Origin of the sequence: Nocardioides cavernae, assembly GCF_013410035.1 — a bacterium.
Taxonomy (GTDB): Bacteria; Actinomycetota; Actinomycetes; order Propionibacteriales; family Nocardioidaceae; genus Nocardioides; species Nocardioides cavernae_A.
Genome location: NZ_JACCBW010000001.1, coordinates 502,354 through 517,498, shown reverse-complemented (window position 1 = coordinate 517,498; position 15,145 = coordinate 502,354). Strand labels below are relative to the sequence as shown.

The following is a 15,145-nucleotide window of genomic DNA, read 5'->3' as shown; positions in this document are numbered from 1 at the left end:
AGACTCGATGCCATGAGCACCGACCTCGGCCTTCCCCCGGTCCTCGACCCCGAGACCGCCAAGAACGTCCTGCTGGCGGCCCCGCGTGGCTACTGCGCCGGCGTGGACCGGGCCGTGATCACCGTCGAGAAGGCGCTGGACCTCTACGGCTCGCCCGTCTACGTCCGCAAGCAGATCGTGCACAACAAGCACGTCGTGGCCAACCTCGAGTCGCGCGGCGCGATCTTCGTCGAGGAGCTCGACGAGGTCCCCGAGGGCCAGACGGTCGTGTTCTCGGCCCACGGCGTCTCCCCGGCCGTGCACACCCAGGCCGCCGAGCGCGGGCTCAAGACCATCGACGCGACCTGCCCCCTGGTGACGAAGGTCCACCACGAGGCCAAGCGCTTCGCGGCCGACGACTACGACATCCTCCTCATCGGGCACGAGGGTCACGAGGAGGTCGAGGGGACCGCCGGCGAGGCGCCCGAGCACATCCAGCTCGTGCAGAGCCCCGACGACGTGGACCAGATCGTCGTCCGCGACCCGGCGAAGGTCGCCTGGCTGTCGCAGACCACGCTGAGCGTCGACGAGACCCTGGAGACGGTCGCCGCCATCCGGGAGAAGTTCCCGCTGCTGCTCGACCCGCCCAGCGACGACATCTGCTACGCCACCCAGAACCGTCAGCTCGCCATCAAGGAGATCTCCGCGGACGCCGACCTGGTGATCGTGGTCGGCTCGCGCAACTCCTCCAACTCCGTGCGCCTCGTCGAGGTGGCGCTGGAGTCCGGCGCCAAGGCGTCCTACCTCGTCGACGACCACACCGAGATCGACGAGGCGTGGCTCGACGGCGTGGAGACGGTGTCGGTGACCTCGGGCGCCTCCGTGCCGGAGGACCTCGTCGAGGGCGTGCTTGCCTTCCTGTCCGAGCGCGGCTATCCCGACGCGCGTGCGGTCCACTCGGCCGAGGAGTCGTTGATCTTCGCGCTCCCGCCGGAGCTGCGCCGCGACCTGCGCGCCGCCCAGAAGGCCTGAGCCGTGGCGCGCTTCCTCGACATCCACCCGGACAACCCGCAGCCGCGCCTGGTCACCCAGGTCGTCGAGGCGCTGCGCAACGACGAGCTGATCGCCTACCCCACCGACTCGGGGTACGCCCTCGGCGCCCAGCTCGGCAACCGCGAGGGCCGGGACCGGATCCTGCGCATCCGCGAGCTCGACGACCGCCACCACTTCACGCTGATGTGCAAGGACTTCGCCCAGCTCGGGCAGTTCGTCCACGTCGACAACTCGGCGTTCCGGGCGATCAAGGCCGCGACGCCCGGCCCCTACACCTTCATCCTCCCCGCGACGGGCGAGGTGCCGAAGCGGCTGATGCACCCCAAGAAGCGCACGGTCGGCGTCCGCATCCCCGAGCACACCCTGGTGTGCGCGCTCCTCGAGGAGCTCGGCGAGCCGATCCTCACCAGCACGTTGATCCTGCCCGGTGAGACCGAGGCGCGGACGATGGGCTGGGAGATCAAGGAGGACCTCGACCACGTGGTCGACATCGTCGTCGAGTCCGGCGAGGTCACCGCCGAGCCGACCTCGGTCATCGACTGGTCGGACGCCGAGCCCGTCGTCGTGCGCCGCGGCGCGGGCGACGTGTCCCGCTTCGACGACTGACCCGGCTCAGCCTGCGCGCCGCCGGCCGAGCTCGCGCTCGAGCTCAGCCGCGATCCCCGCCTCGCCCTCCTGGCGCAGGCGCCAGCCCAGCCAGCCCAGGCAGAGGGCGTACGCGACGAACAGCGCCACTCCGTGCGTGGCGACACCGGACACGACCGCCTGCAGGACGCTGTCGCGGCGGTCGGCGATCGCCGCGCGGTCCACCAGGGCGACGAAGGTGAAGACCGTCGTCAGGAGGACGGGCGGGAGCAGGGCGACGACGTAGAAGTCGCGTCGACGCACCAGCGCTGCCAGGCCGAGGCACGAGGCGACGAAGCACAGGTCGAAGAAGAGGGTCAGCCGGCCGACGAGGAGCACGTCGATGCTGACCGCCGTGAGGGTGAGGGCGACGCCGAGCGCGACGACCTGGCGGCCCGGCTCGTGCCCGACCTCCCAGAACGCCCGTCGGGACCCCTCGGCCTGTGTCACGACGCTCAACCTAGACCGCACTCAGGCGCCCCGGGCGCGGCGCGCCGGGGGCCGGTCGGGCTCCGCGGCGAGCAGCTCGTCGATCGTCGGGTCGCCCGGGGTGGCACCGACGTCGTCGAGGACGGCGAGCTCCGGGGCGGCCAGCGAGCGGGGGACGGTCTCCACCTGGCGCGGCTGGTCGAGCTGCTCGTTGGTCACGCCGAGGTCCGCGAAGCGCCGTGCGGAGACCAGCACGCGCCCCTCGAGCGAGCCCATGGCCTGGTTGTAGGCGACGACGCTCGCGTTGAGGGACCGGCCGACCCGGTCGAGGTGCCCGGCCATCGACCCGAGGCGGGAGTGGAGCTCCTGTCCGAGCCGCTGGACGGCCTGGGCCTGCTCGTTGAGGACCTCGTGCTGCCACCCCTGCGCGACCGTGCGGAGCAGCGCGATGAGCGTCGAGGGCGTCGCCAGCACGACGTTGCGCGCGGCCGCCTGCTCGACGAGGTCGGGGACGGCCTGCAGCGCGGCCTGCAGGATCGCCTCACCGGGCAGGAACAGCACCACGAACTCCGGCGTGCCGGTCAGCGCCTCCCAGTAGCGCCGCGAGCCGAGGTCGGCGACGTGCGTGCGGACGTGCTCGCCGAGCCGGGCGAGCGCCCGCTCGTGCTCGGCCGGGTCGTCGGTGCCGGTCAGGTCGAGGAACGCCGCCAGCGGGGCCTTGGCGTCCACCGCGATCGTGCGGCCGCCGGCCAGCGACACGACGAGGTCGGGCCGCAGCCTGCCGTCGTCCACGCGCACCTGCTCGGCGAAGTCGCAGTGGTCCACGAGCCCGGCGAGCTCGACCGTCCGGCGCAGGTGCAGCTCGCCCCACTGGCCCCGGACCTGCGGCTTGCGCAGCGCCGTCGCGAGCGTCGTGGTCTCGCGGCGCAGCGTGTCGGTGGAGTGCCGCATCTCGGCGACCTGCTGGTTGAGCTGGGCCTGCCACGCCACCCGGTCGTGGGCGAGGTCGCTGAGCTGGTCCTGCAGGCGGTCGAGGCCGTCCTGGACGACGGCGTGGTCGGCGACGCGCTGCTGGAGGGCCGCGATCGCGGGGTCGTCGGCGGGGCGGCTGCGCGACCACAGCACCCCGATGAGCGTCCCCAGCGCCAGGCCGACGGCGAGGACCAGCGCCAGGGTGAGCAGCAGGGGGAAGGTGTCCATGGCCCCAGCATGGGCGTACCCACCGACATCACGCGCGAGGGCCGAGCCGCCCCCACCGCGGGGTAGTCCAGTGAGTTCTGGCTGCAGGAGGCCGCCGATGGCAGCCGGACGTCACTGGAGTACCCCGGCGGGACAGCCAGTTCTCACTGGACTACACCGACGTCGACGCGCCCCGGAAGGTCCGCCGGTAGGCCGCGGGGGACACCCCGACGCTGGCGCGCATGTGCTGGCGCAGTGAGGCGGCCGTGCCCATCCCGGCGCGCGTCGCGACCTGGTCGACGGGCAGGTCGGTGGCCTCGAGGAGGTGCTGGGCGTGCCGGACCCGCTGCTGCGCCACCCAGGCGCCGGGGGACTGGCCGGTCTCCTCGCGGAAGCGCCGGGTGAAGGTCCGCACGCTCATCGAGGCGCGCTGCGCGAGCGTGGCGACGTCGAGGGGCCGGTGCAGGTGCGCCTGCGCCCACGCGCGCACCTCGCCGGTGGTCTCGTCGGTACGCCCGGGGACGTGCCGCTCGATGAACTGGGCCTGGCCGCCGTCGCGCCACGGCGGCACGACCATGTGCCGGGCGACCGCGTTGGCGACGGCCGTGCCGTGGTCGCGGCGCACGAGGTGCAGGCAGAGGTCGGTCCCGGCGCTCAGGCCGGCGGAGGTCAGCACCCGGCCGTCGTCGGTGAAGAGGACGTCCTCGTCGACGGCCACCTCGGGGTAGAGGCGGCGGAAGTCCTCGGCGTACTTCCAGTGGGTGGTCGCCCGGTGCCCGTCGAGGACGCCGGCGGCGGCGAGCACGAACGCGCCGGTGCAGATCGACACCCAGCGCGCGTCCGCCGGGACGGTCGCGAGGGCGGCGCGCAGGTCGTCGGGGAGCGACCCGTCGCGGCGCGGGCCGGCGATCTGGGTGCCGGGCACGATCACGGTCTGGGCGCTCGCGAGCGCCTCGACGCCCGCCGACGGCGCGATGGCGTACCCGCGCGTGGCCTGCACGGGACCGCCGTCGAGCGAGACCACCTCGACGTCGTAGAGCGCGCGGCCGTCGGCGCCGAACGCCTCGCCGAGCACCTGTGGCGGGATGGTGAGGTCGTAGCCGATCACCGGCGGGATCGCGAGGACCACCACCCGGTGCGGAGCGGGGGAGGACGGCATGGCCGGATCCTTTCACATGTTGGCATTCGTGCCACTCGCGAGCCGCGGCCGGCACCCGCGACGATGCTCCGGTGACCATGACGACGCCGCCCGCGCCCGCCTCTCCAGGCACGGCTCGACAGTCCCGCGTCCACTGGGCGTGGATCGTCGCGGCCGTCGCCTTCGTGACCCTCGTCGGCGCGGCGGCCTTCCGCTCGGTGCCCGGCGTCCTCATCGAGCCGCTGCACGAGGAGTTCGGCTGGTCCCGCGGGCTCATCGGCTCGGCCGTCTCGCTCAACCTCATGCTGTTCGGCCTGATCTCGCCGTTCGCCGCGGCGCTGATGGACCGCTTCGGCGTGCGCCCGGTCGTCACGTTCGCGCTGGTGATGGTCGCCGTCGGCAGCGGGCTCACCGTCCTCATGACCGAGCCGTGGCAGCTCATCGTGTGCTGGGGCCTGCTCGTCGGCATCGGCACCGGGTCGATGTCGATGGCCTTCGTCGCCACGATCACCAGCCGGTGGTTCGTCGCCCGCCGCGGGCTGGTCAGCGGCATCCTCACCGCGGGCAACGCGACCGGGCAGCTGGTGTTCCTGCCGGTGGTGGCGTGGTTCGCCACCCACCACGGCTGGCGCACGGCAGCGGTGATCGCCGCCGTCGCCGCCCTGGCCGTGGTCCCGCTCGTGCTGCTGTTCCTCCGCAACCACCCGGCCGACCTCGGCGTCCGCGCCCTCGGCGCGACGGACGCCGACCCCGGCCCGCCGCCGCACCAGCACGTCGGGTCCGGTGCCGGTCGGGCCCTGTCGGTGCTCCGCGAGGCCGCGCGCACGCGCACCTTCTGGCTGCTGGCCGGGGGCTTCGCGATCTGCGGGATGACCACCAACGGCCTGATCGCCACCCACTTCGTCCCGGCCGCCCACGACCACGGCATGCCGGCCACCACGGCCGCCTCCCTGCTCGCCCTCGTCGGCATCTTCGACGTGGTCGGCACCATCGCGTCGGGGTGGCTCACCGACCTGTACGACCCGCGCCTGCTGCTGGTCGGCTACTACGCTCTGCGCGGCGTCGGCCTGATGACCCTGCCGGCGCTGATGTCACCGCACGTCGAGCCCAGCATGTGGGTCTTCATCGTCGTCTACGGCCTCGACTGGGTGGCGACCGTGCCACCGACCGTCGCGCTGTGCCGCGAGTGGTTCGGCGCGGCGGCAGGCCCCATCGTCTTCGGCTGGGTCTTCGCCAGCCACCAGGTCGGCGCGGCCGTCGCCGCCACGGGAGCCGGCGTCCTCCGCGACGTCACCGGCCGGTACGACCCGTCCTTCTACGCCGCCGCGGGCCTGTGCGCCGTCGCCGCGCTGATGTCGTGGGCGATCCGGCGCACGCCGCAGCCGGTGGCGATCGGGTGAGGGCTCAGCCGAGGTCGACGACCACCGGCGCGTGGTCCGACGGCGACCCGGTGCCCTGGGCGGGGTCGCGCTCGTCGCGGTCGATGAACGCGCCGGTCACGCGCGACGCGAGGTCGGGCGAGGCGAGGACGAAGTCGATCTTGAGCCCGCGGTCGCGCTCGAAGCGCTGGCGGTAGTAGTCCCAGTAGGTGTAGCCGGGGGCGTGGGCGCGGGTGGTCTCGGCCCAGCCGTCGTCGAGGAAGCCTTGGAAGGCCGCCCGCTCGGGCGGCGTGACGTGGGTCGACTTCGCGAACTGCCGGATGTCGAAGACGTCGTCGTCGGTCGGGCAGATGTTCCAGTCGCCCACCAGCGCGGTCTGCCCGTCGAGCCAGCCGCTCGCGGTCGCTCGGAGCCGGGCGAGCCACTCGAGCTTGTAGACGTAGTGGGGGTCGTCGGGCTTGCGCCCGTTGGGGACGTAGAGCGACCAGATGCGTACGCCGTCGCAGGTGGCACCGATCGCGCGCGCCTCCGCGGCGGCCGGGTCGCCGTACGGGGGCATGTCGTCAAAGCCGACCTCGACGTCCTCCAGCCCGACGCGCGAGAGCAGCGCGACCCCGTTCCACTGGTTGACCCCCGCGACGGCGATGTCGTAGCCCAGCGCTTGCAGGCCCATCAGCGGCAGCTGGTCCTCGCGGGCCTTGGTCTCCTGCAGGGCCAGCACGTCGATGTCGTGGCGCTGCACGAAGGCCTCGACGCGGTCGATGCGGGAGCGGAGTGAGTTGACGTTCCAGGTCGCGATGCGCACCCGACCACCCTAAGGAGGGATTTACAGGTCGTGACGCCGGGTGGAGATTCGACCTCAAGCACCTGTCTCGGGAACTCGTGCGCACCACCTGCTCGACCCCTGCACAACCGCCGGACCCCAGGTCCGGGTCCGTGCTCGACCCTCCGAGATGGCGTGTGACCACACCCCCCATCACGAGAGAAGAACAACGATGCAGCGCAGTCGACTCGGGGCGATCGCCCTCGGCACCTCGGCACTCCTCGGCGCGGCCCTCGCCTCACCGGCACTGGCCGCCACGGACTCGGAGATCCCGACGTTCACGGAGTTCCACGCGTCCACCTACAAGGACGCCGACAACCAGTACATCGTCAACGGCGACGAGCCCATCTCCAACGCCGGCGACCTGAAGTCCTACTACGACCGCATGGTCGGCGGCTCGGAGAGGGCCATCGAGAACGGACTCGTCGTGAACACGGTCGGCGGCGCCGACGACAAGTGGTCGACCTCCCAGGTCGGCAACCTGACCTACTGCGTCAGCAACAAGTTCGGCACGCGCAAGGCCGACATCGTCAACGCGATGAACGGCGGCGCCGCTCTCTGGGAGGCGGCGTCCTCGCGGATCAACTTCGTCTACGTGCCGTCGCAGGACGCCAGCTGCACCGTGCGCAACAACAACGTGCTCTTCTCCGTCGAGCCCGTGCAGACCTCGCAGTACATCGCCCGCGCGTTCTTCCCGAGCTCGCCGAAGCGCTCGCGCAACGTGCTGGTCGACGACTCCATCTGGACCTCGGGCTCGTGGACGCCGTCCAACATCCTGGGCCACGAGCTCGGCCACACGCTGGGCTTCCGTCACGAGCACACGCGGCCCGAGGCCGGCACCTGCTTCGAGGACAACAACTGGCGCCCGCTGACGCCGTACGACTCGTCGTCGATCATGCACTACCCGCAGTGCAACGGGACCTCGAGCAACCTCAGCATGACCAGCACCGACCGCCAGGGCGCGGTCGCCCTCTACGGCGCCTGACACTCCACGTCCGACGCTGTAGGTTCGACACCGAACGCGAGCGCCCCTTCCGTCCCGAGCGGAGGGGGCGCTCGTTCGTCCCGGCACCCCGGCACCCCGGCCGCCGGGTAGCGTCGGTCCGTGCCCACCGCCTCGACGTCCTCGACCCCCTCGACCGTCCTCTCCTCCCGCGACCTCGAGTTCCTGCTCTTCGAGTGGCTCGACGTCGAGCGGCTGGGGGAGCGCCCCCGGTTCGCCGAGCACGACCGGTCGTCGTACGAGGCACTGCTGGCGCTCTGCGAGGAGATCGCCACCGAGCACTTCGCCAGCCACTACCGCAGGAGCGACACCGAGGAGCCGACCTTCGACGGTGAGAAGGTGACCCTCATCCCCGAGATCGAGTCCGCGCTGCGCACGTTCGCGCGCGCCGACCTGATGGCGCTGACGGTCGACGAGGAGGACGGGGGCCTGCAGGTGCCGCACGTCGTCGCCGCGGCGTGCATGGCGTGGTTCACCGCCGCCAACATCGGCACCGCCGCGTACGCCTTCCTGACCGTGGCGAACGCGCGGCTGCTGCTCGAGCACGGCAGCCCCGAGCAGGTCGAGCGCTACGTGCGCCCGATGCTGGAGGGACGCTTCTTCGGCACGATGACGCTGTCGGAGCCCCAGGCCGGGTCGAGCCTCGGCGACGTGGTCACCCGGGCAGTGCCGGCAGACGACGGCACCTACCGGATCTTCGGCAGCAAGATGTGGATCTCCGGGGGCGACCACGAGATGGGCGACACCATCGTCCACCTCGTGCTGGCCAAGCTGCCCGACGCACCGGCCGGCACGCGCGGCATCTCGCTGTTCGTCGTGCCCAAGCACCTCGTCGCCGACGACGGCACCGTCGGTGAGCGCAACGACGTCGCGCTCGCGGGGATCAACCACAAGCTGGGCAACCGGGGCACCGTCAACACGGCCCCGGTGTTCGGCGGCGGCGCCTTCACCCCGGGCGGTGCGCCGGGTGCCGTCGGCTACCTCGTGGGCGAGCCCCACAAGGGCCTGTCCTACATGTTCCACATGATGAACGCCGCCCGCCTCGGCGTCGGGATGTCGGCCACGACCACGGCCTACACCGCCTACCTCAAGTCGCTGGCGTACGCCCGCTCCCGCCCGCAGGGCCGCCACCTCGGCGCGGCCGACCCCGCCGGCCCGCAGGTGCCGATCATCGAGCACGCCGACGTGCGCCGGATGCTGCTCGCGCAGAAGTCGTACGTCGAGGGTGCCCTCGCGCTCAACCTCTACTGCAGCCGGTTGCTGGACGAGCAGGCGACCGCGACGGACGACGCCGAGCGGCTGGCCGTGGGGCAGCTCCTCGACGTGCTCACGCCGATCGCGAAGTCGTGGCCCTCGCAGTGGGGGCAGGAGAGCTGCAGCCTGGCCATCCAGGTGCTGGGCGGCTCGGGGTACACCCGGGACTTCGACGTCGAGGCGCACTGGCGCGACCAGCGGCTCAACCCCATCCACGAGGGCACGCACGGCATCCAGGCCCTGGACCTGCTCGGGCGCAAGGTGCTCGGCGGGGGCGGTGCCTCCCTGCTCGCTCTGGCGGGACGCATCGGCGACACGGCGGCCCGCGCAGCGGACCTCGGCGGCGAGCCCGCCGAGCACGCGGCGGCGCTGCAGGCCGTGGTCGGCCGACTGGGCGAGGTCACCCTGGCGCTGGGCGGGCTCGGCGACCCGGCGCGCACCCTGGCCAACGCCACGGTCTACCTCGAGGCGGCCGGGCACGTCGTCGTCGCGTGGATGTGGCTCGAGCAGCTCGTGGCCGTCGGCGACCGGGAGGGCGACTTCTACGACGGCAAGCGTGCCGCGGCGCGCTACTTCTTCCGCTGGGAGCTGCCCAAGGTGGGCGCGATGCTCGACCTGCTGGCCGCAGGCGACACCACCACGCTCGACATGCAGCCCGGCTGGTTCTAGGCAGTCGCCGGCTCGGGCACGAAGTCGGTGAGCAGGCCGGGCGTCGCCGCGTCGGCCAGCGCCACCGCCACGTCGAGCCGGACGTCGCACACCACGACCTTCTCGGCCCCCGCCGCCGTCGTCGCGGTCAGGTCCGCGAGCCCGATGCGGCGCTGCCACCACGACTGGGTGACCACCCAGCCGATGATGCCGTCGGTCTCGAGGACCGTGCGGACACGTGCCAGCGTGCCGCTGCCGGCGACCAGGTGCTGCTCGCCGAGCGCGTGCCCGAGGTGGCGGTACGACGCCTCGCCGACCGCTGCGGCGAGGGCCAGGAGGCCGACGGCGATCGCGGCGAGCCACCACCAGGTGAGGTCGAACCACCACCACGCCACCGCGAGGACCACGACCAGGTCGAGGGCGTTGCGGAGCTGGCGGAACCACGCGCGCCGGTGGGCCTTCGGGCCGTGCCGGACGAGCGTGCGGGTGAGTGGGCCGGGCTGCTCGAGGACCGCACCGCCGACGCCGACGGCGACCTCGCGCGGGCACGGCGGCAGGACCTGGGTCACGCCGTCCTCGACGCCCGTCGCCAGGGTCGAGAGCTCGGCGCCGCCGACGAGGCGCATGAGCACCGGCTCGGTCATCTCGACGCCGCGGACCTTGGCCTCCTCGACGGTGATCGATCGGGTCGTCACCAGCCCGGAGGTCAGGTGCAGGTTGCCGTGCTCGCGGACCAGCCGGAAGCCCCACCACTGGAGCACGTAGCCGACGACCGAGACGACCAGCCACAGCCCGAGCCCCCCGACGGCGAGCACGACGACGACCGCCACGATCGCGAACTGCGTGATCCAGGCCCACGCCGAGGTCGCCGTCTCCTCGTTCCAGATCGGCAGGTCGTCGGCGAACTGGGAGAACACCCCGACCGCACCCGCGAGCAGCACCAGGCGCCCGAGGCTGAAGGGGGCGAACCGCAACCACGACCAGTCGATCGCGGCGAGGAGCGCGGCGGGCGCGGGCGGGAACGGCTGCGCGGGTACGCCCGGGGCAGGCGCGGCGTACCCCTCGGCGTGGTCGGTGGCCTGCCGCGCGGCCTCGTCCCCGTCCCCGTCCCCGGCCCCGGCCCGGACCGCGGATGGCGGCGCGGCGGCCGCGCGTCGGCCCAGCAGGGTCGTGCGCAGGGCCTGCGCGTCGCTCGCGGCGAGGGCGTCGAGGGTGATCCGGTCGTCGTCGACGCCGGTGCCGACCTGCACCTTCTGGACGCCGAGGACGCGGTGCAGCAGGGACGCCTCGAGGTCGACGCTGCGCACGCGGTCGAGCGGCGCGGTGGACGTGTTCTTGTTGAGGATGCCGCTGCGCACCTGGATCTGGGACTCGGTGAGCCGGTAGTGGGTCGTGAGCCACGGCAGCGCCCCGAGCACGACAGGGCCGAGGATCGCGACCGGGACGATGATCGGCCAGAACCGCATGTCGCTCTGGCTGATGCCGACCAGCGCGACGACGACCGGGACGATCGCCTGGCCGACCGCCTTCACCGGGTCGAGCAGGAGCTTGCGGGGGCTGAGCCGCATCCACCCGTCGTCGGGGGCGGGGATCATGTGGCGTCGTCCTCGGTGGCGGCCGTGATCGCCGTCAGCCGGGCGACGACCTCCCGCGCGGTCTCGGCGTCGACGCAGTCGACCGTGATGGGACCGGCTGCCGACGCGGTGGTGACGGTGATCGAGGCGAGCCCGAACAGGCGCATCAGGGCCCCCTGCCGGGAGTCGACGGTCTGCACCCGGCTGATCGGCGCGACGCGGCTCTCCCGCCCGATCCAGCCGGACCGCGTGTGGACCGCGGTGTCGGTGACCTCCCACCGGTGCACCCGGTAGCGGATGCGCGGCATCAGCACGACGTGCGCGACCGACCCGGCGGCCAGCGCCAGCACGACCAGGCCGACCCAGCCCGGTGCGCCCGGGACCACCAGCCACGCGACCAGCGCTACGACCACGAGGACGACGTCCCCGATCAGCGCCGACACCCGCCAGAACGGGATCGCCCGTGGCGACACCCGGTGCTCCGGCGCACGCAGCACCGCTCCCGCCCCGATCGGAGCCTCCCCCTCGACACTCATGCGGGTGAGTCTTGCAGGTCCGTCACACCGCCGCTGACCAGCGAACTTGTGCAGTTCAGCCGGGTCGTTACGACCGCGATGACGTTCTGCAACTTCCTGCAATGCAATTTCCTGACCGAGCGGTCGGCTTCTCAACGCGGTCTAGACCGGGTTGGTTGGAAGGGCCAATCCGTACCCAACCGGAAGAAGTGACGCAATGTTGAACAGCAGGATCAGTCGGATCGCGACCGCGACGCTCGGGGTCACCGCCCTGGCGTTCTCGATGGCACCGGGGGCCAACGCCGCCCGTGCCCAGGAGGACGTGCCGACCTTCCAGGAGTTCAAGGCGGCGACGTTCCAGGACGTCGGGGGGCAGTACGTCGTGAACGGCGACGAGACCATCGCCACGGCCCGCGAGCTGCGCGACTACTACGAGCAGATGGTCAACTCGCGCGACACCGACTCGCAGTCGCTCGTGGTCAACACCGTCGGCGGTGCCGACGACCTGTGGTCGGCCGGCCAGGCCGCGAACCTCACCTACTGCGTGAGCGACGACTTCGGGTCCGACAAGGCGGCCATGGTGTCCGCCATGGAGTCCGGCGCCGGTCAGTGGGAGGCGGCGTCGAGCGGCGTGAACTTCACCTACGTGTCCTCCGCGGACGCCAGCTGCACGACGTCCAACAGCGCCGTCGTCTTCTCGGTCGAGCCGATCGAGACCTCGCAGTACATCGCACGCGCCTTCTTCCCGAGCAGCCCGTCGTCGCAGCAGAACGTCCTGGTGGACGACTCGATCTGGACCTCGGGCTCCTGGACGCCGTCCAACATCATCGCGCACGAGCTCGGCCACGTCCTCGGCTTCCGCCACGAGCACACCCGGCCCGAGGCCGGCACCTGCTTCGAGGACAACAACTGGCGTCCGCTGACGCCGTACGACTCGTCCTCGATCATGCACTACCCGCAGTGCAACGGCACCTCGAGCAACCTCTCCATGACCGAGACCGACCGTGAAGGGGTTCGTTCGGTCTACGGCTCCTGACGCGTCACCGACGCACGAGGAGCGAGGGGCCCGACCGGTCGGTCGGGCCCCTCGTCGCGTCCACGCTCGCGTTTCGTGCGCGCCGGGCGGACCGCCGTAGACTCCCCGCCCGTGGCTCTCACCATCGGCATCGTCGGTCTCCCCAACGCGGGCAAGTCGACGCTCTTCAACGCCCTGACCAAGAACGACGTGCTCGCGGCGAACTACCCGTTCGCGACGATCGAGCCCAACGTCGGCGTCGTCGGCGTCCCCGACGACCGCCTGCCCCGGCTGGCGGAGGTGTTCGAGTCCGCCAAGGTGCTGCCCGCCACGGTCGAGTTCGTCGACATCGCCGGCATCGTGCGCGGCGCCTCGCAGGGGGAGGGCCTCGGCAACAAGTTCCTCGCCCACATCCGGGAGTCGGCAGCGATCTGCCAGGTCACCCGGGTCTTCCGCGACGACGACGTCACCCACGTCGACGGCGAGGTCAACCCCGCCAACGACATCTCCACCATCCAGACCGAGCTGATCCTCGCCGACCTCGAGACCGTCGAGAAGGCGATCGCCCGGCTGGAGAAGGAGTCGCGCAAGGTCAAGGACCTCGTGGCCAACCTCGAGGCCGCGAAGGCGGCCAAGGACGCCCTCGAGTCCGGCACCCCGGTCATCGCGACCGACATCGACCGGTCCCTGCTCCGCGAGCTGTCGCTGCTGACCGCCAAGCCCTTCATCTACGTCTTCAACTGCGACGCCGACGAGCTCGCCGACGAGGCGCTCAAGGACAGGATGCGCGAGATCATCGCGCCGGCCGAGGCAATCTTCCTCGACGCCAAGTTCGAGGCCGACCTCGCCGAGATGGACGACGACGAGACGGCCCACGAGATGCTCGCCGAGATGGGCATCACCGAGTCCGGCCTCGACCAGCTCGCCCGCGTCGGGTTCGACACCCTCGGCCTGCAGACCTACCTCACCGCCGGCCCGAAGGAGACCCGGGCGTGGACGATCCGCAAGGGCGCCACCGCCCCCGAGGCTGCCGGGGTCATCCACACCGACTTCCAGAAGGGCTTCATCAAGGCCGAGATCGTGTCCTTCGACGACCTGATGGCTGCCGGCAGCATGCTCAAGGCCCGCGAGGCCGGCCGCGTCCGGATGGAGGGCAAGGACTACGTGATGGTCGACGGTGACGTGGTGGAGTTCCGCTTCAACGTCTGACGGAACTGCGTTTCCGCGGGTCAGAGCGATTTAGACGCCGTTTCAAGCTCGCTCTGCCCTCGCTGTGCCCTCACCAGAGCGGCCGACTTGGTCTTGAGACGCGTCCACGCACTGACGCCGAGCGGTCGAAACCGACCGTCAGTGCTCCGAGAAGACCGTGATCATTGGCCCTCCGGCTCAGCCGACGTCGCCCGTCGCCGCCCTTGCGCCGGAACCGACGACCTCGTCGAACAGGAGCGCTGCAGCGTCACGCACCCGGTCCTCGGCGGTGGGCCACAGATGGGCGTACGTCGTGAGCGTCGTGGTGGACTTCGCGTGCCCCAGGGCGCGCTGGACGGCCACGACATCGCAGCCCGAGGCGATGAGTCCCGAGGCGTAGAAGTGACGAAGGTCGTGCAGGCGTACCCCCTCAACTCCCGCCCGGGCCAGAGTGGTGCGCCAGCGGTAGCCGATCGTGTTCTGGTGAGGGGGGACGTCCTCTACCTCGGCGAACAGCCAGTCGTAGGGCAGGCCCAAGGCGACGTGCTCGGACAGCACCTGCAGGAGCGCGTCGGGGACGTGGACGGTGCGCTCGGAGTTGTACTTCGGGAGTCGGATGTCGACGTCCCCCTCCCCGCGTTGGACCTGACGACGGACGTGAACCTGGCGGCGCAGGAAGTCGACGTCGCCGAGCTGCAGGGCAGCGGCCTCGCCGAGGCGTAGGCCAGCGAAAGCGCACAGCGCGACGAACGCGCGGAAGCGAGGATCGGCCGCCTCGAGGATGCTGCGGACGACCTCAGGCGTCGGGATCTCCATCGCCGCCGCACGCCGACGAAGGCGTGGGAGACGCACCTGGGTCGTCGGATCAACCGCGATCATCCCGTCGCGCACGGCAGCCCTAAAGACTGTGCGCACGTTGACGAACCGAGTCTTGATCGTCCCCGGCGCGAGGGGACGCTTGCGGGTACGGGTGGGGACTGTCATCGACTTCACCCACGCTTCGACATGGCCCGGCCGGATCAGGCGCAGGTCGAGCTCGGCGAAGGTCGTCGACTTCGCTGCCAACGCCATCGCCTGCCGGGTCCCGTCCGTCCACAGCTGGTCGCGCCCCCACGCCTCGAAGTACGCTAGGAACGACACCTTGCCGGCCTCAGGGTTGACCCACCGCCCGCGGTCGAGTGCGTCGAGCTGTTGACGGCGCCACCGCACCGCGTCGACCTGATTGGCAAACGACCGCTCGTGCTGGCGGCCGGTCTCGGGGTTGCGGTAGCGAGCGCGCCACGCGTCACCGCGACGGCTGATCCCCTCAGCCATCTCGCGACCCGATCTGCGCTGCGATGAAAG

At 71.7% G+C, this 15,145-nt stretch carries 14 protein-coding genes; 7 read left to right on the top strand and 7 right to left on the bottom strand.

What is annotated here, in order from left to right:
• The first annotated feature begins 12 nt into the window (after positions 1–12).
• Positions 13–1,011: a 4-hydroxy-3-methylbut-2-enyl diphosphate reductase gene (locus F4692_RS02520; protein ID WP_179618055.1), complete on the top strand. Its 999-nt coding sequence runs from the start codon at positions 13–15 to the stop codon at positions 1,009–1,011.
• Positions 1,012–1,014: 3 nt separating this feature from the next.
• Positions 1,015–1,638, top strand: a complete 624-nt coding sequence (locus F4692_RS02515) for an L-threonylcarbamoyladenylate synthase (protein ID WP_179618054.1) — start codon at positions 1,015–1,017, stop codon at positions 1,636–1,638.
• Between the two features lie 6 nt (positions 1,639–1,644).
• On the opposite strand, the gene F4692_RS02510 is transcribed toward F4692_RS02515, so the two are convergent.
• The 3 genes from F4692_RS02510 to F4692_RS02500 form a co-directional block, all read right to left on the bottom strand.
• Positions 1,645–2,106 carry a DUF6542 domain-containing protein gene (locus F4692_RS02510; RefSeq protein ID WP_179618053.1) on the bottom strand — a complete coding sequence of 154 codons (462 nt, stop codon included), beginning with the start codon at positions 2,104–2,106 and terminating at the stop codon, positions 1,645–1,647.
• A gap of 21 nt (positions 2,107–2,127) precedes the next feature.
• On the bottom strand, positions 2,128–3,285 hold the full coding sequence (locus F4692_RS02505; protein ID WP_179618052.1) for a DNA recombination protein RmuC: 1,158 nt from the start codon (positions 3,283–3,285) through the stop codon (positions 2,128–2,130).
• A 151-nt stretch (positions 3,286–3,436) separates the two neighbouring features.
• Positions 3,437–4,423 (bottom strand): GlxA family transcriptional regulator, encoded by a 987-nt coding sequence (locus tag F4692_RS02500; RefSeq protein ID WP_179618051.1) that lies wholly within the window; start codon positions 4,421–4,423, stop codon positions 3,437–3,439.
• Positions 4,424–4,500: 77 nt separating this feature from the next.
• Here F4692_RS02500 and F4692_RS02495 point away from each other — a divergent pair, with 77 nt between their 5' ends.
• A complete protein-coding gene (locus F4692_RS02495; protein WP_179618986.1) occupies positions 4,501–5,802 on the top strand; it encodes an MFS transporter in 1,302 nt (433 codons plus the stop codon).
• 4 nt (positions 5,803–5,806) lie between these two features.
• On the opposite strand, the gene F4692_RS02490 is transcribed toward F4692_RS02495, so the two are convergent.
• Entirely contained in the window at positions 5,807–6,586 is a 780-nt protein-coding gene (locus tag F4692_RS02490) for an exodeoxyribonuclease III (protein ID WP_179618050.1), read from the bottom strand.
• 190 nt (positions 6,587–6,776) lie between these two features.
• Here F4692_RS02490 and F4692_RS02485 point away from each other — a divergent pair, with 190 nt between their 5' ends.
• Complete coding sequence (locus F4692_RS02485) at positions 6,777–7,589, top strand: M57 family metalloprotease (protein ID WP_179618049.1); 813 nt, start codon at positions 6,777–6,779, stop codon at positions 7,587–7,589.
• 120 nt (positions 7,590–7,709) lie between these two features.
• A complete protein-coding gene (locus tag F4692_RS02480) occupies positions 7,710–9,530 on the top strand; it encodes an acyl-CoA dehydrogenase (RefSeq protein WP_179618048.1) in 1,821 nt (606 codons plus the stop codon).
• Here the strand turns inward: F4692_RS02480 and F4692_RS02475 are convergent.
• Both F4692_RS02475 and F4692_RS02470 read right to left on the bottom strand, forming a co-directional pair.
• Entirely contained in the window at positions 9,527–11,104 is a 1,578-nt protein-coding gene (locus F4692_RS02475) for a PH domain-containing protein (RefSeq protein ID WP_179618047.1), read from the bottom strand. The two genes, F4692_RS02480 and F4692_RS02475, sit on opposite strands and share 4 nt — an antisense overlap.
• The gene (locus tag F4692_RS02470) at positions 11,101–11,619 is read right to left on the bottom strand and encodes a PH domain-containing protein (RefSeq protein ID WP_179618046.1); all 519 of its coding nucleotides are present in this window, start codon (positions 11,617–11,619) and stop codon (positions 11,101–11,103) included. Before F4692_RS02470 ends, F4692_RS02475 begins: the two co-directional genes overlap by 4 nt.
• 196 nt (positions 11,620–11,815) lie before the next feature.
• On the opposite strand from F4692_RS02470, the gene F4692_RS02465 reads away from it, so the two are divergent.
• Positions 11,816–12,634: a M57 family metalloprotease gene (locus F4692_RS02465; protein ID WP_179618045.1), complete on the top strand. Its 819-nt coding sequence runs from the start codon at positions 11,816–11,818 to the stop codon at positions 12,632–12,634.
• A gap of 111 nt (positions 12,635–12,745) precedes the next feature.
• Positions 12,746–13,822, top strand: a complete 1,077-nt coding sequence (gene ychF, locus F4692_RS02460) for a redox-regulated ATPase YchF (RefSeq protein WP_179618044.1) — start codon at positions 12,746–12,748, stop codon at positions 13,820–13,822.
• Positions 13,823–13,999: 177 nt separating this feature from the next.
• On the opposite strand, the gene F4692_RS02455 is transcribed toward ychF, so the two are convergent.
• A complete protein-coding gene (locus tag F4692_RS02455) occupies positions 14,000–15,115 on the bottom strand; it encodes a tyrosine-type recombinase/integrase (RefSeq protein WP_179618043.1) in 1,116 nt (371 codons plus the stop codon).
• Positions 15,116–15,145: the final 30 nt, after the last annotated feature.

What these genes read in the sequence shown, in the direction of transcription:
- F4692_RS02475 (WP_179618047.1), bottom strand. Translation starts at nt 11,104, where the DNA reads ATGATCCCCGCCCCCGACGACGGGTGGATGCGGCTCAGCCCCCGCAAG.
- F4692_RS02455 (WP_179618043.1), bottom strand. Translation starts at nt 15,115, where the DNA reads ATGGCTGAGGGGATCAGCCGTCGCGGTGACGCGTGGCGCGCTCGCTAC.
- F4692_RS02520 (WP_179618055.1), top strand. Translation starts at nt 13, where the DNA reads ATGAGCACCGACCTCGGCCTTCCCCCGGTCCTCGACCCCGAGACCGCC.
- F4692_RS02465 (WP_179618045.1), top strand. Translation starts at nt 11,816, where the DNA reads ATGTTGAACAGCAGGATCAGTCGGATCGCGACCGCGACGCTCGGGGTC.
- F4692_RS02485 (WP_179618049.1), top strand. Translation starts at nt 6,777, where the DNA reads ATGCAGCGCAGTCGACTCGGGGCGATCGCCCTCGGCACCTCGGCACTC.
- F4692_RS02500 (WP_179618051.1), bottom strand. Translation starts at nt 4,423, where the DNA reads ATGCCGTCCTCCCCCGCTCCGCACCGGGTGGTGGTCCTCGCGATCCCG.
- F4692_RS02495 (WP_179618986.1), top strand. Translation starts at nt 4,501, where the DNA reads ATGACGACGCCGCCCGCGCCCGCCTCTCCAGGCACGGCTCGACAGTCC.
- F4692_RS02505 (WP_179618052.1), bottom strand. Translation starts at nt 3,285, where the DNA reads ATGGACACCTTCCCCCTGCTGCTCACCCTGGCGCTGGTCCTCGCCGTC.
- F4692_RS02470 (WP_179618046.1), bottom strand. Translation starts at nt 11,619, where the DNA reads ATGAGTGTCGAGGGGGAGGCTCCGATCGGGGCGGGAGCGGTGCTGCGT.